The 20,376-nt window shown below is 35.2% G+C and carries 30 protein-coding genes; 1 reads left to right on the top strand and 29 read right to left on the bottom strand.

The genetic code is table 11. The features are described from left to right. Positions 1–165: 165 nt before the first annotated feature. Positions 166–576, bottom strand: a complete 411-nt coding sequence (locus tag MR062_RS02440) for a VOC family protein (RefSeq protein ID WP_242202480.1) — start codon at positions 574–576, stop codon at positions 166–168. Between the two features lie 40 nt (positions 577–616). Continuing rightward, the gene (locus MR062_RS02435) at positions 617–829 is read right to left on the bottom strand and encodes a hypothetical protein (protein WP_242202479.1); all 213 of its coding nucleotides are present in this window, start codon (positions 827–829) and stop codon (positions 617–619) included. 407 nt (positions 830–1,236) lie between these two features. Between MR062_RS02435 and MR062_RS02430 the strand changes: the two genes are divergently transcribed. Beyond that, positions 1,237–3,288, top strand: coding sequence for a tetratricopeptide repeat-containing sensor histidine kinase (locus tag MR062_RS02430; protein WP_242202478.1), 2,052 nt, complete (start codon positions 1,237–1,239; stop codon positions 3,286–3,288). Positions 3,289–3,294: 6 nt separating this feature from the next. On the opposite strand, the gene ctlX is transcribed toward MR062_RS02430, so the two are convergent. From ctlX to rpsC, 27 genes are all read right to left on the bottom strand, one after another. Further along, positions 3,295–4,230: a citrulline utilization hydrolase CtlX gene (gene ctlX / locus MR062_RS02425; protein ID WP_242202477.1), complete on the bottom strand. Its 936-nt coding sequence runs from the start codon at positions 4,228–4,230 to the stop codon at positions 3,295–3,297. Between the two features lie 19 nt (positions 4,231–4,249). Continuing rightward, a complete protein-coding gene (locus MR062_RS02420; protein ID WP_242202476.1) occupies positions 4,250–5,164 on the bottom strand; it encodes a dimethylarginine dimethylaminohydrolase family protein in 915 nt (304 codons plus the stop codon). Between the two features lie 139 nt (positions 5,165–5,303). Then, positions 5,304–6,590, bottom strand: coding sequence for a citrate synthase (locus MR062_RS02415; protein ID WP_242202475.1), 1,287 nt, complete (start codon positions 6,588–6,590; stop codon positions 5,304–5,306). Positions 6,591–6,764: 174 nt separating this feature from the next. After that, the gene (eno, locus tag MR062_RS02410; RefSeq protein WP_242202474.1) at positions 6,765–8,054 is read right to left on the bottom strand and encodes a phosphopyruvate hydratase; all 1,290 of its coding nucleotides are present in this window, start codon (positions 8,052–8,054) and stop codon (positions 6,765–6,767) included. Between the two features lie 131 nt (positions 8,055–8,185). Then, the gene (gene carA, locus MR062_RS02405) at positions 8,186–9,310 is read right to left on the bottom strand and encodes a glutamine-hydrolyzing carbamoyl-phosphate synthase small subunit (protein ID WP_242202473.1); all 1,125 of its coding nucleotides are present in this window, start codon (positions 9,308–9,310) and stop codon (positions 8,186–8,188) included. A gap of 112 nt (positions 9,311–9,422) precedes the next feature. Further along, positions 9,423–9,896, bottom strand: coding sequence for a 50S ribosomal protein L17 (rplQ, locus tag MR062_RS02400; RefSeq protein ID WP_242202472.1), 474 nt, complete (start codon positions 9,894–9,896; stop codon positions 9,423–9,425). 69 nt (positions 9,897–9,965) lie between these two features. Continuing rightward, positions 9,966–10,958: a DNA-directed RNA polymerase subunit alpha gene (locus tag MR062_RS02395; RefSeq protein ID WP_242202471.1), complete on the bottom strand. Its 993-nt coding sequence runs from the start codon at positions 10,956–10,958 to the stop codon at positions 9,966–9,968. Positions 10,959–11,054: 96 nt separating this feature from the next. Further along, a complete protein-coding gene (gene rpsD / locus MR062_RS02390) occupies positions 11,055–11,660 on the bottom strand; it encodes a 30S ribosomal protein S4 (RefSeq protein WP_242202470.1) in 606 nt (201 codons plus the stop codon). Between the two features lie 175 nt (positions 11,661–11,835). Then, the gene (rpsK, locus tag MR062_RS02385; protein WP_242202469.1) at positions 11,836–12,219 is read right to left on the bottom strand and encodes a 30S ribosomal protein S11; all 384 of its coding nucleotides are present in this window, start codon (positions 12,217–12,219) and stop codon (positions 11,836–11,838) included. Between the two features lie 113 nt (positions 12,220–12,332). Continuing rightward, positions 12,333–12,707: a 30S ribosomal protein S13 gene (gene rpsM, locus MR062_RS02380; protein ID WP_242202468.1), complete on the bottom strand. Its 375-nt coding sequence runs from the start codon at positions 12,705–12,707 to the stop codon at positions 12,333–12,335. A gap of 106 nt (positions 12,708–12,813) precedes the next feature. Further along, positions 12,814–12,930 carry a type B 50S ribosomal protein L36 gene (gene ykgO / locus MR062_RS02375; RefSeq protein WP_013305171.1) on the bottom strand — a complete coding sequence of 39 codons (117 nt, stop codon included), beginning with the start codon at positions 12,928–12,930 and terminating at the stop codon, positions 12,814–12,816. A 92-nt stretch (positions 12,931–13,022) separates the two neighbouring features. After that, on the bottom strand, positions 13,023–13,238 hold the full coding sequence (gene infA, locus MR062_RS02370; RefSeq protein WP_007094967.1) for a translation initiation factor IF-1: 216 nt from the start codon (positions 13,236–13,238) through the stop codon (positions 13,023–13,025). Positions 13,239–13,251: 13 nt separating this feature from the next. Further along, complete coding sequence (gene secY / locus MR062_RS02365) at positions 13,252–14,598, bottom strand: preprotein translocase subunit SecY (protein ID WP_242202467.1); 1,347 nt, start codon at positions 14,596–14,598, stop codon at positions 13,252–13,254. Between the two features lie 13 nt (positions 14,599–14,611). Further along, positions 14,612–15,064 carry a 50S ribosomal protein L15 gene (rplO, locus tag MR062_RS02360; RefSeq protein WP_242202466.1) on the bottom strand — a complete coding sequence of 151 codons (453 nt, stop codon included), beginning with the start codon at positions 15,062–15,064 and terminating at the stop codon, positions 14,612–14,614. Positions 15,065–15,082: 18 nt separating this feature from the next. After that, positions 15,083–15,262, bottom strand: coding sequence for a 50S ribosomal protein L30 (gene rpmD, locus MR062_RS02355; RefSeq protein WP_186563058.1), 180 nt, complete (start codon positions 15,260–15,262; stop codon positions 15,083–15,085). Between the two features lie 13 nt (positions 15,263–15,275). Continuing rightward, complete coding sequence (gene rpsE, locus MR062_RS02350; RefSeq protein ID WP_242202465.1) at positions 15,276–15,800, bottom strand: 30S ribosomal protein S5; 525 nt, start codon at positions 15,798–15,800, stop codon at positions 15,276–15,278. 6 nt (positions 15,801–15,806) lie between these two features. After that, on the bottom strand, positions 15,807–16,163 hold the full coding sequence (gene rplR / locus MR062_RS02345) for a 50S ribosomal protein L18 (protein WP_242202464.1): 357 nt from the start codon (positions 16,161–16,163) through the stop codon (positions 15,807–15,809). A 10-nt stretch (positions 16,164–16,173) separates the two neighbouring features. Then, positions 16,174–16,716 carry a 50S ribosomal protein L6 gene (rplF, locus tag MR062_RS02340; protein WP_242202463.1) on the bottom strand — a complete coding sequence of 181 codons (543 nt, stop codon included), beginning with the start codon at positions 16,714–16,716 and terminating at the stop codon, positions 16,174–16,176. Positions 16,717–16,734: 18 nt separating this feature from the next. Next, positions 16,735–17,133: a 30S ribosomal protein S8 gene (gene rpsH / locus MR062_RS02335; RefSeq protein ID WP_242202462.1), complete on the bottom strand. Its 399-nt coding sequence runs from the start codon at positions 17,131–17,133 to the stop codon at positions 16,735–16,737. Positions 17,134–17,208: 75 nt separating this feature from the next. Then, positions 17,209–17,478: a 30S ribosomal protein S14 gene (gene rpsN, locus MR062_RS02330; protein WP_136480159.1), complete on the bottom strand. Its 270-nt coding sequence runs from the start codon at positions 17,476–17,478 to the stop codon at positions 17,209–17,211. A 3-nt stretch (positions 17,479–17,481) separates the two neighbouring features. After that, complete coding sequence (gene rplE, locus MR062_RS02325) at positions 17,482–18,033, bottom strand: 50S ribosomal protein L5 (protein WP_242202461.1); 552 nt, start codon at positions 18,031–18,033, stop codon at positions 17,482–17,484. A 5-nt stretch (positions 18,034–18,038) separates the two neighbouring features. After that, positions 18,039–18,350 (bottom strand): 50S ribosomal protein L24, encoded by a 312-nt coding sequence (gene rplX, locus MR062_RS02320; protein ID WP_242202460.1) that lies wholly within the window; start codon positions 18,348–18,350, stop codon positions 18,039–18,041. Positions 18,351–18,364: 14 nt separating this feature from the next. After that, positions 18,365–18,733 (bottom strand): 50S ribosomal protein L14, encoded by a 369-nt coding sequence (gene rplN / locus MR062_RS02315; protein WP_130937892.1) that lies wholly within the window; start codon positions 18,731–18,733, stop codon positions 18,365–18,367. 2 nt (positions 18,734–18,735) lie between these two features. Continuing rightward, positions 18,736–18,993: a 30S ribosomal protein S17 gene (gene rpsQ / locus MR062_RS02310; protein ID WP_242085828.1), complete on the bottom strand. Its 258-nt coding sequence runs from the start codon at positions 18,991–18,993 to the stop codon at positions 18,736–18,738. Between the two features lie 12 nt (positions 18,994–19,005). Beyond that, on the bottom strand, positions 19,006–19,197 hold the full coding sequence (gene rpmC / locus MR062_RS02305) for a 50S ribosomal protein L29 (RefSeq protein ID WP_242202459.1): 192 nt from the start codon (positions 19,195–19,197) through the stop codon (positions 19,006–19,008). A gap of 13 nt (positions 19,198–19,210) precedes the next feature. Continuing rightward, entirely contained in the window at positions 19,211–19,630 is a 420-nt protein-coding gene (gene rplP, locus MR062_RS02300; RefSeq protein WP_242202458.1) for a 50S ribosomal protein L16, read from the bottom strand. Between the two features lie 20 nt (positions 19,631–19,650). After that, positions 19,651–20,370: a 30S ribosomal protein S3 gene (rpsC, locus tag MR062_RS02295; protein WP_242202457.1), complete on the bottom strand. Its 720-nt coding sequence runs from the start codon at positions 20,368–20,370 to the stop codon at positions 19,651–19,653. Positions 20,371–20,376 lie beyond the last annotated feature (6 nt).

The following is a 20,376-nucleotide window of genomic DNA, read 5'->3' as shown; positions in this document are numbered from 1 at the left end:
CAAAGATAGAACTTTTATAAAAAATGAGTACGGAGTCCTCTTATTATTATAACCCACTGTACATATTGTTTTTTACAACGAAGTGAATTTTACTATTGAAATGAGTAAAATTTGTACTTCAGGGTCCTACTCAGTAGAGCTAACACGAGGATATAAATTTTGGTCTTAATAAAACTCATTTTCATCAACCACTAGCGTAGTTAGTTCAACGGTATGCCCATCGGGGTCTTTCGTATATATGGAATGAAAATAATGGTGGTCCTGAATATTGAAATCCAAATCTAACGCTGTATAGTGTTTTTTTGCCTTTTCAAAATTGGCTTTGGTAACATGGAATGCAAAGTGGTCTATTTTTACATTCCTGGAGCTAAAATCAAATTTTGGATCTTTTAGATTCGCTGGAAACAAGGCTATTCCAGATTTCCCGGATAAAAGAAAAACAGGATATTCTCCCCATTCCGGTAATTGATACTTCTTTAGCCCTAAAACCTGTTGATACCAGTCTACAGAACGGTTTAAATCTTTTACCCTAATGGCTACATGGTCTAAAAACTCTAATTTGATGTCGGCCTCCATCCTTAAACGATTTCCATTAATGACATGAAACAAGCTACATTTAAAACCTTTTAATATTTTTACCAGCCAACATACTTAGCACAATGGCCACTAATCCAAAAGCTATGGTTATATAAGCATCTGTATTATCCTGGGCCTCCAAGCTAAAATTGCCTATACTTATAGAGGCTTCAGGTGCAATTAGGGTATATATTCCATAGACCAATAACCCAAAACCAGTAACTGAGAGTGTTATTTTTACTGTTTTGTTCATAATAGCAATTCATAAAATTAAACGTGAATATATGAATTATTGACCTAAAGCATAACATATTCCTTTTAAATACAAATTAAAAAGAATTTATGGGTTGTAATTTTAGCGTGCATTTCATCGACAAAAGTGTCGTTATTCTATAATATTTACCGTTAATCTATTCATCGATTTTTTTCTGAAATTAGGCCCTTCATTTCATCTAATATATTGGCATTAAAACTTAAATATTAGCTTTTGATAAGCTATTTTACAAATTTTGTTATGCTATTAATTATCCATTTCAAGTAAAATAAGTTATAACACTAAAATAAATACATTTAAATTTAGTAGAGAACTCTTATTTCCCTCGATGAAAGTCTCCTATAAATACCTATTTATTAAATGCTTTTGTTTAATGTAGATATTGTATGAGGAAATTAATTACGTTAGGTGCTTTTTTAACTATGTTCTTAGGTTTTTCGCAAACCCAGGATATAGATAGCCTTACGATACAATTAGCCTTTCAAGATCAAGATTCATTAAAAGCCGAAACTTCCTTAAAACTTATAAAACTTCTTTACGATAACAAGGAGTATAGCAAAGCCGTAAAATTTATTGTCAAAACAGAAAAGCTTACCACCGATTTAGGCTATAAAAAAGGGCTTGCCGAGATTACCTATTATAAGGCCCTCATCTATGTTCACAAAAAGGATTATATAAACGCCTTAAGCAGTTATGCTAAATGTAAAGCCTTATACAGTGAACTTAACGACTCTTTAGGTGTTGCCAAAGTAAACAACGGTATTGGTTTAATTGAAATTAAGCGTGGTAACTATACCAAAGGGCTACAGTACGCTTTGTCTGCGATTAAAGTCCTGGAACAGAAAGGCCTGGAAAAAGAGCTGAGTTTAGCTTATAGCAATCTAGCGGATGCTTATTACAATATTAATGATTTCGACAAAGCTTCTTCATTTTATTTAAAGGCCCTACCACTACAACAGCTCCTTAACGACACAACTAGGGTTAATATATCCTATAGTAGATTAGCAGATTTGTACTCTATGAAGAGAGAGCACAGAAAAGCTATTGAATACTATAAAAACCTTTTAAATGCTAATATTGAAAACGACTCTATTCAAGGTGTTGTTTCTGCAAAGTTGGGTGGCGAATATTTACAGTTCAATGATTATGACAATGCCTCGAAGTATTTGCTGAAAGGATTAAATTTAAACAAACGCAACAACAATCAAGTAGGCTTGTTAACCTCCTTAAACAATTTAGGTGCCCTAAACTTAAAACAAGGACGCTTAATACTAGCCGAACGCCAACTCTATGAAGCCAGTACCATTGCAAAACGCCTAGACAACAAACAAGAACTTCTTAGGTATTATGACGCGATGAAACAATTGGACTCGACCAGACGTAGGTTTGATCGTGCTTTTGTATGGCAACGCGAGTATTATAGCTTAAAAGCATCCTTAGAAAAAGACAAGTCGGTTGACCATAAAATTGCGCTAAGCACTGATTTAGGTACAAATGCAGCATCAAACTTAAACACTGATGTAGAGGACAAAACAAGTACGTTACCATCACAAGATAAAGAAAGTGACCATAATTTATTTAAGTTTTTCTTCTATATTCTATTAGCTATACTCATTATGGCCATTATATTTATTATAATGACCTATTCTAAACGGATGGACTATATTAAGTTGGTACAGGATTTAGAAGAAAAAAATCTAAAAGCTAATTTGCGACATGAAGCAAATCTAGAACAAATAAAGCAATTAGAAAGTATAAACAATGTAAAGGATAAATTATTCTCTATTATATCCCACGATTTAAAAGACTCTTTATCTTCTATTAATGGTTTTATAGACTTATTAAAAGACGATACACTTTCTAAAGAGGAATTTGACAATTTAATTCCCGAATTAAGTGAAAATGCCAACAATGCTTCATTGTTACTATTCAACCTTTTAAATTGGTCTAAATCACAAATGCAATCGCTTGAACCTAAACCTAGTTTGTTTGACATACAAGAGGTTTTTGAGGATAAGGTGAAACTCGTTGAGCAGCGCATGGCACAAAAAGGCATTAACTTAATTGACCATTCTTTACGTGACTTTGCTTATGCCGACAGAAGCATGATTGAAATTGTAATTCAAAACTTATTGGCCAATGCCTTAAAGTTTTGTAATGAAGGTGATACCATTACGGTTTCAAATCATATAAGTAATGGTACCTGTATTATTAGTATAGCCGATACGGGTGTGGGCATTTCTAAAGAAAATTTAGGCAAACTTTTTAAAAGCAGTTCTTTTACTACTACTGGCACCAATAATGAAAAGGGTACCGGTTTAGGGCTGTCCATTTGTAAGGAACTAGTAGAGCTAAACAATGGTAAAATTTGGGTGGAAAGCACCTTAAATGTAGGCAGTACTTTTTATGTCCAACTGCCAAAATCTAAATCGGCTTAAGCTTTACTAAGCTTTAGGCAAAAATACTTCTGCCATCATACAGCGCGCACTTCCGCCACCACAAGCTTCGATAGTATCTAAAGAACTGGAAAGTATATGTGTATGGCCTTGTAATTTTTGAATTTGTGATTTGGTTAATGCATTATAAGCAGCCTGGCTCATCACTAAGTAACGGGTACCAGTTTTAGCTTTTACCTGAAGCATGTTACCGGCAAAATTATTAACCTGTGCTTCGGTAATATCTATAATCTCTTTACCATCTTCCTTCAAATGTTTTATTACATTTTTACGTTCTTTTTTATCATCAATACTACTTAAGCAAATAACGGCAAAAGTCTCACCTACGCACATCATTACATTGGTATGGTAAATGGGTAACCTCTCGTTATTCACTGTTTGGTAAGCTGTAAAAATAACAGGTGTAAATTCAAAGTCCTCACAAAACTCAATAAATAATGCTTCATCGGCTCGCGCCGACAAGGCACAATAGGCCTTTCGGTTTGCCCGATCCAACACCACACTTCCGGTACCTTCCAGAAAAATATCTTCTTCTTCGGCGCTGGTATAATCTATAATATTATTAATAACAAAGCCTTCTTTCTCCAGGGTTTGTAATACATCTTCCCGTCGCTCCAATCGCCTGTTTTCGGCAAACATTGGGTAGAGCCCTACATCACCATTTTCATGAAAGGATACCCAGTTGTTGGGAAAAATAGAATCTGGGGTATCGAAGGTATCGGTATCGTTCACAACAACAACATTAACCCCAACCTGTCTTAGCTTTTCAACGTAAGTATCAAACTCTTGCTGGGCTCTAACATTAACTGTTTCCGGTAAAGTATTATCCAATACTTTTTGGTAATAATTGTTTACGGCCGTTTGTTCATTCATCCTATAGTTTAAAGGACGAATCATTAAAATGGTATTTGTGGTTTGTTGCATAATTCTTTTCGATTAAAAACTAATCCCGTATTAAAGGCATGGTTGTACAGCGTAACAAGCCTTCTTGTTTTCCTATTTCGGCATAAGGCACTTCTTCTACCGTAAATCCTTGTTGTCTAAGCCAAGTGTTTAAACGTGTAAAATTCCTTTCGGATATAACAACATCTTCAGAAATTGAAAACACATTACTATACATCTCGTACATTTCGTCTTTAGTTATTTCAAAAACGTTTTCCTTTCCAAAGAAGTTTACCAACCATTCGTATTCGTCTTCTATTAGAAATCCATTTTTATGAATAATGGCCTTTCCTTTACCCAATGGGTTAAAACAACAGTCTAAATGCAGTGCATTTTCTTTTGGATTGGTATTCGATTTGCGTAATTCGAATGCTTTAACCGTTTTATTGGGAAACAATTCCCGAAGTGCAGTTACTGCTTCTTTATTAGTTCTAGCCGTAATATAGCTGGCATAGTCTTCACCAGAGTAAGTCCCAACAAAAATATAATCGTTCCAGGGCATCACATCCCCTCCTTCTACATGGCATGCTTCTGGCAAAATAATTCTGTTTTTTCTATCAATTTGATCCCAAACATACCGTATAGCTTCAACTTCATCTTCACGATTGGGTAAAATGTTAGCCCGTATAATCTTATCTTCAATTACAAAAGCAATATCCCGTGAAAAAATTTGGTTGCAGTTTTCTATTACCTCTGGTCTAAAAACCGTAACGTCGTATTTTTTAAAAACAGCTGCAACCGCTTCCATTTCCTTAATCATATCCTCTTCTTTTGGATACGTTCCTGCCAATACATGCTGGATACTTTTGGGGTCGTAACAATCTTCTACTTTAGGGATTGGTCCATTATTTTTGGCCGTTCCTAAAATTACAGCCCTTAACCTAGACGTCTCATTTTTAACATTAAGTTTTAGCATATTTTATTCTCCAGATTAAAACTCCAAAACTAGTGATTATTGCACAATTTTTATATTATTCTGAAAAATATTGTTTAAAAAAAGAAAAGCTTCATGAAAAACCCATGAAGCTTGATAATATTATAAATTTAAGACTGTTCTATCTTTGGTCAACTGGCACAAAAGCCCTTTCTGTTTCCCCTATGTATAATTGTCTTGGTCTTCCAATTGGCTCTACATTTAAGCGCATTTCACGCCATTGGGCTATCCATCCTGGTAAACGTCCTAATGCAAACATTACGGTAAACATATCTGTAGGGATTCCCATAGCTCTATAAATGATTCCTGAATAAAAATCGACATTAGGATATAATTTTCTATCTACAAAATAAGAATCCTCTAAAGCCTCCTTTTCAAGTCCTTTAGCTATATCTAAAATAGGGTCGTCTATACCTAAATCACCTAATACTTCGTCTGCTGCTTTTTTTATGATACGAGCACGAGGATCGAAATTTTTATATACTCTGTGTCCAAAGCCCATTAAACGGAATGGATCTTCCTTGTCCTTAGCCTTGGCCATATATTTTTTGGTATCTCCACCATCGGCTTTAATAGCTTCTAACATTTCCAATACTGCTTGATTGGCTCCACCATGTAATGGTCCCCATAAAGCAGATATACCGGCCGAAAGTGATGCAAATAATCCTGCATGTGAAGAACCTGTTATTCTTACTGTAGATGTAGAACAGTTTTGCTCATGATCGGCATGTAAGATTAAAAGTTTATCGAGCGCATCAACAACAACTTGGTTTTGTACATAATCTTCATTAGGCTGCTTGAACATCATTTTTAAGACATTCTCTACATAGCCTAAATTTTTATCACCATAATCTAATGGCAAGCCTTGTTTCTTTCTTAAGGTCCACGCTACTAACACAGGGAACTTACCCAAAATTTTAACGATGGCCTTATACATGTCTTCTTCCGATTTAACATTTACAGAAGACGGGTTAAAAGCTGTAAGGGCACTTGTTAGGGAAGAAATAATTCCCATAGGATGGGCCGACTTAGGAAAAGCATCTACAATTTTCCTCACATCATCATCAACTACAGACTGTGCTTTAATATCGTTATGGAATTTTACGCTTTGTTCTTGAGTTGGAAGCTCTCCAAAAATAAGTAAGTAGGCTACTTCCAAAAAGCTTGCTTTTTCTGCTAGTTCTTCAATTGAATACCCTCTGTATCTCAATATTCCTTTTTCTCCATCAAGAAATGTAATGCTACTGGTACAAGACCCAGTGTTTTTATAACCCGAATCTAACGTAATGACTCCATTTGTAACTCCTCTTAAGCTTTTTATATCTATTGCAACTTCATTTTCTGTTCCTGTAAGTAAAGGAAACTCATATTTTTGGCCATCTATATCGATGGTAGCAGTTTTTGCCATAAGTTCACGTAAATTTTATGTTATTAAGCGGAACGCTAAAGTACGAAATATTAGCCTATTTTTAAAACGTAAAAACCAATGATTTAATCATTTAATATATTGTTAAATTTAGGGCATAAAAAAAAGTGATTGCTAATAAAAACAACCACTTTTTAACTATTTTTAAATAGGTTCTTATTTTATTTTGAACGCTTTTTCTTGTGGAAAATAAGCAACCTCTCCAAGTTCTTCCTCTATACGAAGCAATTGGTTATATTTTGCCATACGATCACTACGTGAAGCAGATCCTGTTTTTATTTGTCCACAATTTAAGGCTACTGCTAAATCGGCAATGGTATTATCTTCAGTTTCGCCAGAACGGTGTGACATTACTGATGTATAACCTGCATTTTTGGCCATATTAACTGCAGCAATAGTTTCGGTTAACGATCCTATTTGATTTACTTTAATTAAGATGGAATTGGCTATACCGTTTTCAATTCCGCGTGATAAACGCTCTACGTTGGTTACAAATAAATCGTCTCCTACTAGCTGTACTTTATCGCCTACCAATTCGGTTAAATAGCTCCATCCGTCCCAGTCGTTCTCGTCCATACCATCTTCTATAGAGATAATTGGATATTTAGATACTAACTCGGCCAAGTACTCAGCTTGTTCTTTACTTGTTCTTACAACACCTGTATCGCCTTCAAATTTGGCGTAATCATACTTACCGTCTACATAAAACTCGGCTGAAGCACAATCTAATGCAATCTTCACCTCGTCTCCAAATTTATAGCCAGCATTTTCTACAGCTTTTGCTATTGTTTCAATAGCGTCTTCGGTACCATCTAAAGTAGGCGCAAAACCACCTTCATCACCTACAGCCGTACTTAAATTTCTATCGTGCAATACCTTTTTCAAATGGTGAAAAATTTCGGTTCCCATCTGCATCGCATGAGTAAAGTCTTTAGCCTTAACCGGCATAATCATAAACTCCTGGAAGGCGATAGGTGCATCACTATGTGAACCACCATTGATAATATTCATCATTGGTACAGGAAGCGTGTTAGCAGATACACCCCCTACATATCTATATAAAGGCAATCCTAATTCTGCTGCTGCCGCTTTTGCTGCTGCCAAAGAAACACCTAAAATGGCATTGGCACCTAATTTCGATTTATTTGGGGTTCCATCTAAATCGATCATGGTTTGGTCTATGAAATTTTGCTCAAAAACAGAAATACCAAGCAAAGCATCTGCTATAGTTGTGTTTACATTTTCAACAGCCTTTAAAACACCTTTACCCATATATGTATTTCCACCGTCTCTTAACTCTACAGCTTCATGTTCTCCTGTAGAAGCTCCAGAAGGTACTGCTGCTCTACCTAAGATACCATTTTCTGTAACAACATCTACCTCTACGGTTGGGTTACCTCTTGAATCTAATATTTGTCTTGCGTGAATATTAATTATTGCACTCATAATTGATTTATTTATAAACTTTTAACTTATCAAATTTACGACTTAATCTTAGCACTGTTATGCAATTTCAAAACAAATGATGAAAAAAGCACCTATAACGTTTTAGTGAAGTTTAGCCTAAATTTATTAACTTATTCTGCTACTGAAAGCTTAGCTTTTTTAATGTTTTCAATAAACTGATCGAACAAATAGGACGAGTCGTGTGGTCCTGGACTTGCTTCTGGATGGTACTGTACCGAAAAACAATTTTTGCTTTTCATTGCCAATCCAGCCACTGTATTATCATTTAAATGTAGATGTGTTATTTGCAAATCCTCATGTGCTTCAGACTCTTCCCTATTTACGGCGAAACCATGGTTTTGAGAAGTAATTTCCCCTTTCCCCGTAATTAAGTTTTTTACTGGGTGGTTAATTCCTCGATGTCCATTGTGCATTTTATAGGTTGAAACACCATTGGCAAGCGCTATTACTTGATGCCCCAAACAAATACCGAATAAAGGTAAATTGCGTTTGATGATTTCTTTAGCCACGGCCTGAGCTTCTTTTAAAGGCTCAGGGTCCCCAGGGCCATTGGATAAGAAATAGCCATCTGGATTGAATGCTTCTAAATCTTCAAATTTTGAATTGTATGGAAACACTTTAATATAGACATCTCGTTTTGCAATGTTTCTAAGAATGTTCTTCTTTATTCCTATATCTAGAGCCGCCACCTTGTATGTTGCATTTTCATCACCAAAATAATATGGTTCTTTAGTCGACACTTTCGATGCCAGTTCCAAACCTTCCATATTTGGCACTTCTGCCAATTGCTTTTTAAGGCCTTCAATGTTATCTACTTCGGTTGAAATAACCGCATTCATGGCTCCATTATCCCTTATATAACTAACCAAAGCTCTAGTATCTACATCCGAAATAGCTAATAGGTTATTTTTATCCAAAAATTCTTCTAAAGATGCATCGGCATTGTCTCTTGAATAATCGTAGCTAAAATTTTTAACTATAAGGCCAGCAATTTTGATAGAATCTGATTCTACTTCATCTACATTGGTACCGTAATTACCAATATGGGCATTGGTAGCTACCATTAATTGTCCGTAATAAGATGGATCGGTGAAAATTTCTTGGTATCCGGTCATTCCTGTATTAAAACACACTTCACCAAATGCCGTTCCTTGTTTATTTCCTACTGCTTTACCGTGAAAAATGGTACCATCTGCTAGAAGAATGATGGCACTTTGTCTTTTTTGATATTTCATTCTGATTTTTTATAAGATTCCCGCTATCTCGGGAACAAGGTTTTACAAAATTGCACAAAAAAAGGATAAACTAAAATAGTTTATCCCTTTTATTTTGAATGCTTATTAACATTTATTCCTCTTCGTTTGAAGCTTGAGTTTCAACTGGAGCAGCAGCGGCTGGCTTAGCACCACCTCTTCTACTTCTTCTTGTTGTCTTCTTCTTAGCCTTATCTGCATTGTAAATTTCGTTATAATCTACAAGCTCGATCATAGCCATATCGGCGTTATCCCCCAAACGGTTTCCTAATTTAATTATTCTAGTGTAACCTCCTGGTCTGTCACCAACTTTAGTAGCTACTTCCCTGAACAATTCTGTCACAGCTTCTTTTTGTCTTAATCTACTAAAAGCTATACGTCTGTTATGCGTAGTATCTTCTTTAGATTTAGTAATGATTGGCTCAACAAATTGCTTTAAAGCTTTTGCTTTTGCTACTGTTGTATTGATACGCTTATGCTCAATTAATGAACATGCCATATTAGCCAACATCGATTTTCTGTGAGCAGTTTTTCTGCTTAGGTGGTTGAATTTTTTTCCGTGTCTCATGACATTTGTTTTAAACCTTTATCTTGCTACAACCCATTATAAGGAGCAAACTATAAAGGAGTGTTAGAATTAATCTTTATCTAATTTATATTTGCTTAAATCCATTCCGAAGTTTAGACCTTTAACGCTTACCAACTCTTCTAGCTCGGTTAAAGATTTCTTACCAAAGTTACGGAACTTCATTAAGTCATTTTTATTGAATGATACTAAGTCTCCTAAAGTATCTACTTCGGCTGCTTTTAAACAGTTAAGTGCACGTACCGATAAATCCATATCGATTAGCTTCGTTTTAAGCAACTGTCTCATATGAAGTGATTCTTCATCATACGTTTCAGTTTGTGCAATTTCATCAGCTTCAAGAGTGATACGCTCATCTGAGAATAACATGAAGTGGTGAATTAACGTTTTGGCTGCCTCTGTTAATGCATCTTGAGGGTTTATAGAACCATCTGTAATGATTTCGAAAACCAATTTTTCGTAATCGGTCTTTTGTTCAACACGATAGTTTTCTATACTGTACTTAACGTTCTTTATAGGTGTGTATATAGAATCGGTAAATATAGTCCCTATTGGCGCAGATGCTTTTTTGTTTTCCTCTGCAGGTACATAGCCTCTACCTTTTTCAATAGTAATTTCAAGGTTGAAATTAACTTTAGGATCTAAGTTACAGATAATTTGCTCTGTATTTAATACTTGGAATCCTGAAATAAACTTTTGAAAATCTCCAGCCAATATTTGCTCTTGACCAGAAATAGAGATTGAAACAGACTCGTTGTCTATATCGTCTATTTGTCTTTTAAAACGGACTTGTTTTAAATTCAAAATAATTTCGGTAACATCCTCTACTACACCAGCAATTGTAGAAAACTCATGATCTACACCTTCTATTCTAACCGATGTTATTGCAAAACCTTCTAAGGAAGACAACAACACGCGTCTTAGTGCGTTACCTACTGTTAATCCATATCCAGGTTCTAAAGGGCGAAATTCGAATTTGCCTTCAAAATCCGTTGAATTAATCATGATTACTTTGTCCGGCTTTTGGAAATTAAATACTGCCATATTTTTCTTCGTTTTAATTGTTATTTAGTTGCGCGGTTTATAAGTTTGAAGAAGGACGAATAAACCCTTTGGCTAAATACCAATATTATTAATTTATTATTTAGAATATAATTCGACGATGAACTGCTCGTTGATATTTTCTGGAATTTGAATTCTAGCAGGAACAGAAACATAAGTTCCTTGCTTAGTATCATTATTCCAAGTAATCCATTCGTAAACGTGACTTGAGTTTGAAAGTGATCTTTCGATAGCTTCAAGCGATTTAGATTTTTCTCTTACAGCAATAACATCTCCTGCTTTTAATTGGTAAGAAGGAATGTTAACCAAATTACCATTTACAGTAATGTGTCTGTGTGATACTAATTGTCTTGCAGCGCTTCTAGAAGGAGCAATACCCATTCTATATACTACGTTATCTAATCTAGACTCACAAAGCTGTAATAAAACCTCACCAGTAATACCTTGTGCTGCTCTAGCTTTTTTAAATAAGTTTCTAAATTGACGCTCTAAAATACCATAGGTATATTTTGCTTTTTGCTTCTCCTGTAGTTGGATAGCGTATTCAGATTTTTTTCCACGTCTTCTGTTGTTTCCATGTTGACCTGGAGGGTAGTTTCTTTTTTCAAAAGACTTGTCGTCTCCAAAAATAGCTTCTCCAAACTTACGAGCTATTTTAGTTTTAGGACCAGTATATCTTGCCATTTTAAATTGTGTTTTAAGAGTGATTATGAATTAAGGTCTTAATCTTATCCTTCGATAATCGTAAATCTCTTGTTGATACTTGATTATTATTTATTTTTCAGTTTGCAAATTTACACATAAAAAGTTAATATCAACTGTATAAACAGTCGATATTAACTTTTATATGCTATATAAATTATACTCTTCTTCGTTTTGGAGGTCTACATCCATTATGTGGTAGTGGAGTAACATCAATTATTTCTGTTACTTCTATACCTGCATTATGGATAGAACGTATAGCAGATTCTCTACCATTACCAGGTCCTTTCACATAAACCTTCACCTTTTTCAAACCAGCTTCAGAAGCTACAGCCGCAGCATCTTCGGCAGCCAACTGTGCAGCATAAGGTGTGTTCTTTTTAGATCCTCTAAATCCCATTTTACCAGCAGATGACCATGATACTACATCACCTTTTTTGTTGGTAAGAGAAATAATGATGTTATTGAATGACGCCGTAATATGTGCTTCACCAACAGCGTCTACAACAACTTTACGTTTTTTTGTACTTGTTTTTGCCATATTCTTTTAGTTTCTAGTTGTTAGCTTTTAGTTATTGGAATCCTAAACTTTTACATTTCGAACAGATTCTTCTAACGTCCAAATACTAATGACTAATGACTATTATTTAATTATTATTTAGTTGCTTTTTTCTTGTTAGCAACAGTTTTCCTTCTACCTTTTCTGGTCCTAGAGTTGTTTTTTGTACGCTGCCCTCTTAATGGTAACCCAGCTCTATGACGAATACCTCTGTAACATCCAATATCCATTAAACGCTTAATGTTCAATTGAGTTTCAGAACGTAACTCACCTTCAATAGTAAAAGCTCCAACAGCCTCACGGATTGCTCCAATCTCGTCGTCTGTCCAATCTTGTACTTTAGTGCTTTCGTCTACTTTAGCAGTTGCTAAAATTTCTTTTGCTCTACTCCTACCTATACCGTAGATATAAGTTAAAGAGATAGCTCCTCTTTTGTTTTTAGGTATGTCTACACCTGCAATTCTTGCCATACTAATTTTAGTTTTTAGTTGTTAGTTTTTAGTTGTTAGAATCCTAAACATTTCTATTTCAATCAGATTCATCTAACTACTAATAAACTAATGACTTTTATCTATTTTAACCTTGTCTTTGTTTAAATCTAGGATTCTTTTTGTTTATCACGTAAAGTCTTCCCTTTCTACGCACAATTTTACAATCGGCGCTTCTTTTTTTAACTGATGCTCTTACTTTCATAATTTTTCAATGTTTAAAAATTCAAGGTTCAAGGTTCAAGGTTCAAGGCTTAGCTTTTTAACTTTAAACGTTGAACTTCAAACTTTGAACTTTTAGTATCTATAAGTTATACGAGCCTTAGTTAAATCGTAAGGACTCATTTCTAATTTTACTTTATCGCCCGGTAACAACTTAATGTAATGCATACGCATTTTTCCAGAAATATGTGCTGTTACAATGTGGCCATTTTCCAGTTCAACACGAAACATGGCATTAGATAATGCTTCTATTATTGTTCCGTCCTGTTCTATTGCTGCTTGTTTTGCCATAGTCTATAATATATTAAGCTACTGCTTTTCTATTTTTACCTGTCTTCATCAAGCCATCGTAATGTCTATTCAACAAATAGGCATTTATTTGCTGCATGGTATCTATTGCTACCCCAACCATAATCAATAACGATGTACCTCCAAAAAACAATGCCCATCCTTGCTGTACGCTCATTAACTTAACAATAAAAGCTGGAAATACAGCAATTAATGCTAAAAATATAGAACCCGGTAAGGTTATTTGAGACATGATCTTGTCTAAGTATTCAGAAGTCTCTGAACCTGGACGTATACCAGGAATAAAACCACCACTACGCTTTAAGTCGTCGGCCATTTTATTGGTAGGCACCGTAATTGCTGTATAGAAATAGGTAAATATAATAATCAACAATCCAAATACTACATTATACCAGAAACCAAACATATCTGAAAATTGAGTTTGCATCCATGCTCCAACTGTGGTTTCCTTTAATAAGGACGATCCTCCAATTAAACTAGGTACAAACATAATGGCTTGGGCAAATATAATAGGCATTACCCCAGAAGCATTCAACTTTAACGGAATGTACTGTCTTGACCCTGCCATAACATTTCTTTCGTAACCACCAGATGCCGTTCTTCTTGCATATTGTACTGCTATTTTTCTAACAGCCATTACTAATAAAATGGACAATAAAATAATAACAAACCAAATAACAAGTTCAAAAAGAATTAACATCACATTATTACCTTCTAATCTAGTGGCTGCGTTTTGCAACCATGCTTGTGGTAAAGTTGCTATAATACCAACCATAATTAATAAGGAAATACCATTACCAATACCTTTATCGGTAATTTTTTCTCCTAACCACATGGCAAAGATACATCCAGTAATCAATATTACAATAGATGAAAAATAGAATAAACCACCTGTTCCCAAAAGGTAAGCCGATTGAGGCACACCTAATGCTGGTAAACTAGCTAAATAACCTGGTGCTTGCAATAAACATATTGCAATAGTTAACCACCGTGTAATTTGAGTAATTTTCTTTTGGCCACTGGCTCCTTCTTTTTGCAGCTTTTGTAAATATGGAATAGCAATTCCCATTAACTGCACTACAATAGAAGCAGAAATGTAAGGCATGATACCCAAGGCAAATACCGAAGCTTTTGAAAAAGCTCCTCCAGTAAAGGCACTAAGCAATCCTAATATACCACCTTCTGTACTACTTGCTAAACCACTTAATTGCTCGGCGTCTATACCTGGCAGTGTAACTTGGGCTCCAAATCGGTAAACCAACAACAGACTCAAGGTTACTATGATTCTGTTTCTTAGTTCTTCGATTTTCCAAACATTCTTTATTGATTCTATAAATTTCATGTATTGTAAAGTCTTATAGCGTTATTGCTTCTCCTCCTGCAGCTTCGATAGCAGCTTTTGCCGAAGCAGAGAACTTATGTGCAGATACTTTTAATTTTGCTTTTAATTCGCCACGGCCTAATACTTTAACTAAGTCGTTTTTACCAATTAAACGGTTTGCGAATAAAGTTTCAAAATCTACAGTATCCTTTACTTTCTTATCATCAACCAATTGCTGTAAGGTATCTAAATTAATACCTTGGTATTCCACACGGTTAATGTTGTTAAAACCAAATTTAGGCACACGTCTTTGAAGTGGCATTTGCCCACCTTCAAATCCAATTTTCTTAGAATAACCAGAACGTGACTTAGCTCCTTTGTGACCACGTGTAGCGGTACCACCTTTACCTGAACCTTGTCCGCGACCTACTCGCTTGCCTTGTGTTTTTACCGATCCTTTTGCCGGTTGTAAGTTACTTAAATCCATTTTCTTCAGTCTATATTTTTAAGCTTCTTCAACAGAAACTAAATGTGAAACTTTAGCAATCATACCCAAAATGTTTGGTGTTGCTTCATGCTCTTTTACTTGACCAATCTTTTTAAGACCAAGAGCTTCTAAAGTTCTTTTTTGTCTTTGCGTACGATTGATAGCGCTTTTAACTTTTGTTACTTTAATCTTTCCCATCTCTTGATCGTATTTAAGCGTTAAAAACTTTTTCAAGTGAAATACCTCTATCTCTAGCAATTGTATTAGCATCTCTTAACTGTAACAAAGCATCGAATGTTGCCTTTACTACGTTGTGTGGGTTTGATGACCCTTGAGATTTTGATAATACATCGTGTACACCAACGGCTTCCAATACAGTTCTTACTGCACCACCGGCAATAACTCCTGTACCAGGCGCAGCAGGTATGATATTTACTCTTGCTCCACCGTATTTTCCTTTTTGCTCGTGTGGTACAGTTCCTTTTCTAATAGGAATTCTAACCAAGTTTTTCTTAGCATCTTCTACGGCCTTTGCAATTGCACTGGCAACGTCTTTAGATTTACCTAAGCCTTGTCCTACAACACCAGCCTCATCACCAACTACTACAATCGCTGAAAAGCCAAAAGCTCTACCACCTTTAGTTACTTTTGTAACCCTTTGTACACCAACTAAACGATCTTTAAGATCTAATCCACCTGGTTTTACTAACTCTGCACTTTTATATTTTTGAAACATAATTTCTTAGAATTTAAGTCCTGCTTCTCTAGCTCCGTCGGCTAATGATTTAACTCTACCATGATATAAATAACCACCTCTATCGAAAGCTATGGTCTCTACACCTGCTTTTAAAGCCTTTTCAGCTAATACTTTACCAACTAGGGCAGCAGCTTCAACTTTGTTTGCTTTAGCAGTATCGATATCTTTATCCCTTGAAGATGCTGCAACAATTGTTTTACCAGTTACATCATCAACTATTTGGGCATAAATTTCTTTATTACTTCTGTAAACAGCTAATCTTGGTCTTGCCTCTGTACCAGAAACTACCTTTCTTATTCTGTTTTTTATTCTTAATCTTCTTTCGTTCTTTGTCAATGCCATAACTAATTTATTAAGCTGATTTACCTGCTTTTCTTCTTATTTCTTCACCAACAAACTTGATACCTTTTCCTTTGTAAGGCTCTGGCTTTCTGAAACCACGAATTTTTGCAGCGACTTGACCTACAAGTTGTTTATCATGAGAAGTTAATTTCACGATAGGATTTTTTCCTTTCTCTGAAACAGTCTCAACTTTAACTTCTGGAGCAATGTCCAAAACTATGTTGTGAGAGAATCCTAAGGCTAGATCTAATTTTTGTCCTTGGTTAGATGCTCTATAACCTACACCTACCAATTCTAATTCTTTAGTCCACCCTTTAGAAACACCTTCTATCATGTTGTTTACTAAAGATCTATATAAACCATGTTTTGCTTTTTGATCTTTTGTATCTGAAGCGCGTGCAACTAGTACATTTCCTTCTTCTACTTTAATCTCAACAGCATCGAAACTTTGCGTTAACTCTCCTAATTTTCCCTTTACAGTAATAACGTTATCTTTTACGTCTACTGTTACACCTTCTGGAATGGCTACTGGATTATTTCCTATTCTTGACATTTCTTTTCGGTTTTAAAATTAGTAAACGTAACATAAAACTTCACCACCTACATTTTCTCTTTTGGCTTGTTTACCTGTCATAACTCCATGAGAAGTTGAAACGATTGCAACACCAAGGCCATTTAAAATTCTAGGCAATTCTCCAGCTCCAGCATACTTACGTAAACCTGGTCTACTAACTCTCTGAAGTTTCTTGATTACGGGTTCTTTAGTTTCTTTGTTGTACTTAAGCGCTATTTTTATAGTGCCTTGTACTGTTGAATCATCAAACTTATAACTTAAAATATATCCTTGCTCGAATAATATTTTAGTGATGTCCTTTTTCAAATTAGAAGCAGGGATCTCAACCACTCTATGGTTGGCACGCACTGCGTTTCTAATTCTAGTAAGATAATCCGAAATTGGATCTGTATACATATTTATTAATTTGCGGATGTGGTTTTCAATTCCGTCCTTCGGCCTTGAACCTTCAACCTGTTTATAATTCTTTTTTTACCAGCTAGCCTTTTTTACGCCTGGAATAAGACCTTGGTTAGCCATTTCCCTAAATGTTACACGAGAAATACCAAATGTTCTCATGTATCCTTTAGGTCTTCCTGTTAGCTTACATCTATTATGCTGACGTATTGGGGAAGCATTTTTTGGTAACTTTTGTAACGCTTCGTAATCTCCAGCTTCTTTTAAAGCTTTACGTTTAGCTGCGTATTTAGCTACTGTTTTTGCTCTTTTTACCTCGCGGGCTTTCATTGATTCTTTAGCCATAACTTAGTTCTTTTTAAAAGGTAACCCTAATTCAGTTAATAATGATTTTGCTTCTTTATCTGTTTCGGCAGACGTTACAAAAGTAATATCCATACCAGAAATTCTATTTACCTTATCGATATTAATTTCTGGAAAGATAATTTGCTCAGTAATACCTAAGTTGTAGTTACCCCGTCCGTCAAATCCTGTAGCCTTTATACCGCTAAAATCTCTTACTCGTGGTAAGGCAGAAGTAACTAAACGATCTAAAAATTCATACATTCTTTCTCCTCGCAAAGTAACTTTTGCGCCAATTGGCATTCCTTTACGTAATTTGAAAGAAGCAACGTCCTTTTTAGACATTGTGGCTATAGCTTTTTGTCCAGATATAGTTGTTAACTCCTCTACTGCGTAGTCAATTAACTTTTTGTCTGCAACTGCTGCTCCAACACCTTTAGATATTACTATCTTTTTAAGTTTAGGAACTTGCATTACATTTTTATATCCAAATTCGTCTGTAAGAGCTGCAATTACTCTGCTTTTATACTCTTCTTTAAGTCTTGGTGAATATGCCATAACTACTAAATTACTTCATTAGATTTAGTTGAAAATCTCACTTTCTTATCACCTTCCATTTTATATCCAACTCGTGTTGTCTCTCCTTTTGAAGTTAACAACGATAAGTTAGACACATGGATTGGTGCTTCTTTCTCTACAATACCACCTTGAGGATTTTGTGCACTTGGTTTAGTGTGTTTCTTAACCATATTGACACCCTCAACGATAGCTTTGTTCTTATCGATAAATACTTTTTGTACTTTACCTTCGGATCCTTTATGGTCTCCGGTAATTACACGTACTGTATCTCCTGTTTTTATTTTAAGCTTTCCCATCTTGATTTTTTGTATTAAAGCACTTCTGGTGCTAATGATACAATTTTCATAAACTGTTTATCACGAAGTTCTCTTGCAACAGGACCAAATACACGTGTACCTCTCATTTCACCCGTTGGGTTTAAAAGTACACAGGCGTTATCATCAAATCTAATGTATGATCCATCTGGTCTTCTTACTTCTTTTACAGTACGTACTACTACTGCAGTAGAAACAGCACCTTTTTTAATGTTTCCATTAGGTGTTGCATCTTTTACAGAAACAACAATTTTGTCTCCTACAGAAGCGTATCTTCTTTTAGTACCACCTAGAACACGAATGGTTAAAACCTCTTTCGCTCCAGTGTTATCTGCTACCTTAAGTCTTGATTCTTGTTGTACCATAATTACTTCGCTCTTTCAATTATTTCAACTAATCTCCAACATTTAGATTTACTTAAAGGTCTTGTTTCCATGATCTTTACAGTATCTCCAATGTTACAATCGTTTTTCTCGTCGTGTGCAACATATTTCTTTGTCTTTAACACGAACTTACCATACATAGGGTGTTTTACTTTTTTAACTTCAGAAACTACAATAGATTTCTGCATTTTGTTACTTGTAACAACTCCTATACGTTCTTTTCTTAAATTTCTTGTTTCCATCTTTCAGCAGAATTATTGTAATTCTCTTTTAGTTAATTCGGTCGCAATTCTAGCTACAGTACGTCTAATGGCACGTAGCTGAATTGGATTTTCTAAAGGAGATATTGCATGTGCCAGTTTAAGGTCTGCATAACTCTTTTTGGTCTCACCAAGTTTCTCTTGTAACTCAGCTGTAGATAATTCTTTAATTTCTGATTGTTTCATATCATTAAATAAATTATGCTTCGTAATCTCTAGCAATAACAAACTTAGTTCTCACTGGTAGCTTTTGTGCTGCTAGACGTAATGCTTCTTTTGCAACGTCTAATGGCACACCACCAATTTCAAATAAAACACGTCCTGGTTTCACAACAGCTACCCAATATTCTACGGCACCTTTACCTTTACCCATACGTACTTCAAGAGGCTTTTTTGTAATAGGCTTGTCTGGAAATATTTTAATCCATATCGACCCTTCCCTTTTCATGTAACGCGTAGCGGCAATACGTGCAGCTTCAATTTGACGAGCTGTTATAAACTTAGAATCTAATGCTTTTATACCAAAAGTACCGTTTGAAAGTTGGTTTCCTCTTTGGGAAATACCTTTCATACGTCCTTTTTGCTGCTTACGAAATTTTGTTCTTTTAGGCTGTAACATTTTTCTTTTACTTTAAAAAATTACTTTCTACGACGAGGTCCTTTGTTTCCACGTCCAGCTCCACCTTTTCCACCTTGCTTCTTAGATAATCCTACAAGTGGAGAAAGCTCTCTTTTACCATATACTTCACCTTTCATGATCCATACTTTAACACCTAATCTACCATAAGTAGTATGTGCTTCAACCAAAGCATAGTCAATATCGGCTCTAAATGTTGATAATGGAATACGTCCTTCTTTATAGTGTTCGCTACGTGCCATTTCAGCACCATTTAAACGACCACTAATTTGGATTTTAATTCCTTCAGCATTCATACGCATTGTAGCAGCAATAGCCATTTTTATTGCACGACGGTAAGAAATACGATTTTCTATTTGACGCGCAATACTTGATGCTACTAAAAATGCATCTAGTTCAGGTCTTTTAATTTCAAAGATGTTTATCTGAACCTCTTTTCCAGTAATCTTTTTAAGTTCTTCTTTTAACTTGTCTACCTCTTGACCACCCTTACCAATAATGATACCTGGGCGAGCCGTAGTGATAGTAACGGTTACAAGCTTAAGAGTTCTTTCAATAATTACTCTACTCACACTAGCTTTTGCCAGACGTACGTGAACGTACTTTCTAATTTTATCGTCTTCGGCAAGCTTATCGCCATAATCGTTTCCTCCATACCAGTTAGATTCCCATCCTCTGATAATTCCTAAGCGATTTCCGATTGGATTTGTCTTTTGTCCCATACTTCT

The sequence above is a fragment of the Aestuariivivens insulae genome (assembly GCF_022662195.1).
In the GTDB taxonomy this organism is placed as follows: Bacteria; Bacteroidota; Bacteroidia; order Flavobacteriales; family Flavobacteriaceae; genus Aestuariivivens; species Aestuariivivens insulae.
Note: the sequence above shows the minus strand (reverse complement) of the source record. Positions and strands in the feature narration are given on the sequence as shown.

What these genes read in the sequence shown, in the direction of transcription:
- ctlX (WP_242202477.1), bottom strand. Translation starts at nt 4,230, where the DNA reads ATGCAACAAACCACAAATACCATTTTAATGATTCGTCCTTTAAACTAT.
- rpsH (WP_242202462.1), bottom strand. Translation starts at nt 17,133, where the DNA reads ATGTATACAGATCCAATTTCGGATTATCTTACTAGAATTAGAAACGCA.
- rplP (WP_242202458.1), bottom strand. Translation starts at nt 19,630, where the DNA reads ATGTTACAGCCTAAAAGAACAAAATTTCGTAAGCAGCAAAAAGGACGT.
- MR062_RS02415 (WP_242202475.1), bottom strand. Translation starts at nt 6,590, where the DNA reads ATGGCAAAAACTGCTACCATCGATATAGATGGCCAAAAATATGAGTTT.
- rpsD (WP_242202470.1), bottom strand. Translation starts at nt 11,660, where the DNA reads ATGGCAAGATATACTGGTCCTAAAACTAAAATAGCTCGTAAGTTTGGA.
- rpsK (WP_242202469.1), bottom strand. Translation starts at nt 12,219, where the DNA reads ATGGCAAAAACAAGTACAAAAAAACGTAAAGTTGTTGTAGACGCTGTT.
- rpsM (WP_242202468.1), bottom strand. Translation starts at nt 12,707, where the DNA reads ATGGCAAGAATTGCAGGTGTAGACATACCTAAAAACAAAAGAGGAGCT.
- rpsQ (WP_242085828.1), bottom strand. Translation starts at nt 18,993, where the DNA reads ATGGAAACAAGAAATTTAAGAAAAGAACGTATAGGAGTTGTTACAAGT.
- MR062_RS02440 (WP_242202480.1), bottom strand. Translation starts at nt 576, where the DNA reads ATGGAGGCCGACATCAAATTAGAGTTTTTAGACCATGTAGCCATTAGG.
- rplR (WP_242202464.1), bottom strand. Translation starts at nt 16,163, where the DNA reads ATGGCATTGACAAAGAACGAAAGAAGATTAAGAATAAAAAACAGAATA.
- rpsC (WP_242202457.1), bottom strand. Translation starts at nt 20,370, where the DNA reads ATGGGACAAAAGACAAATCCAATCGGAAATCGCTTAGGAATTATCAGA.
- MR062_RS02420 (WP_242202476.1), bottom strand. Translation starts at nt 5,164, where the DNA reads ATGCTAAAACTTAATGTTAAAAATGAGACGTCTAGGTTAAGGGCTGTA.
- infA (WP_007094967.1), bottom strand. Translation starts at nt 13,238, where the DNA reads ATGGCAAAACAAGCAGCAATAGAACAGGACGGAACAATAATAGAAGCA.
- rplX (WP_242202460.1), bottom strand. Translation starts at nt 18,350, where the DNA reads ATGGGAAAGCTTAAAATAAAAACAGGAGATACAGTACGTGTAATTACC.
- rplQ (WP_242202472.1), bottom strand. Translation starts at nt 9,896, where the DNA reads ATGAGACACGGAAAAAAATTCAACCACCTAAGCAGAAAAACTGCTCAC.
- rplE (WP_242202461.1), bottom strand. Translation starts at nt 18,033, where the DNA reads ATGGCATATTCACCAAGACTTAAAGAAGAGTATAAAAGCAGAGTAATT.
- rplN (WP_130937892.1), bottom strand. Translation starts at nt 18,733, where the DNA reads ATGGTACAACAAGAATCAAGACTTAAGGTAGCAGATAACACTGGAGCG.
- rplF (WP_242202463.1), bottom strand. Translation starts at nt 16,716, where the DNA reads ATGTCAAGAATAGGAAATAATCCAGTAGCCATTCCAGAAGGTGTAACA.
- MR062_RS02395 (WP_242202471.1), bottom strand. Translation starts at nt 10,958, where the DNA reads ATGGCAGTATTTAATTTCCAAAAGCCGGACAAAGTAATCATGATTAAT.
- rplO (WP_242202466.1), bottom strand. Translation starts at nt 15,064, where the DNA reads ATGGATTTAAGTAACTTACAACCGGCAAAAGGATCGGTAAAAACACAA.
- rpmC (WP_242202459.1), bottom strand. Translation starts at nt 19,197, where the DNA reads ATGAAACAATCAGAAATTAAAGAATTATCTACAGCTGAGTTACAAGAG.
- eno (WP_242202474.1), bottom strand. Translation starts at nt 8,054, where the DNA reads ATGAGTGCAATAATTAATATTCACGCAAGACAAATATTAGATTCAAGA.
- carA (WP_242202473.1), bottom strand. Translation starts at nt 9,310, where the DNA reads ATGAAATATCAAAAAAGACAAAGTGCCATCATTCTTCTAGCAGATGGT.
- MR062_RS02435 (WP_242202479.1), bottom strand. Translation starts at nt 829, where the DNA reads ATGAACAAAACAGTAAAAATAACACTCTCAGTTACTGGTTTTGGGTTA.
- rpsN (WP_136480159.1), bottom strand. Translation starts at nt 17,478, where the DNA reads ATGGCTAAAGAATCAATGAAAGCCCGCGAGGTAAAAAGAGCAAAAACA.
- ykgO (WP_013305171.1), bottom strand. Translation starts at nt 12,930, where the DNA reads ATGAAAGTAAGAGCATCAGTTAAAAAAAGAAGCGCCGATTGTAAAATT.
- rpmD (WP_186563058.1), bottom strand. Translation starts at nt 15,262, where the DNA reads ATGGGAAAGATTAAAGTAACAAAAGTTAAAAGCGCTATCAATCGTACG.
- MR062_RS02430 (WP_242202478.1), top strand. Translation starts at nt 1,237, where the DNA reads ATGAGGAAATTAATTACGTTAGGTGCTTTTTTAACTATGTTCTTAGGT.
- secY (WP_242202467.1), bottom strand. Translation starts at nt 14,598, where the DNA reads ATGAAATTTATAGAATCAATAAAGAATGTTTGGAAAATCGAAGAACTA.
- rpsE (WP_242202465.1), bottom strand. Translation starts at nt 15,800, where the DNA reads ATGTTTCAAAAATATAAAAGTGCAGAGTTAGTAAAACCAGGTGGATTA.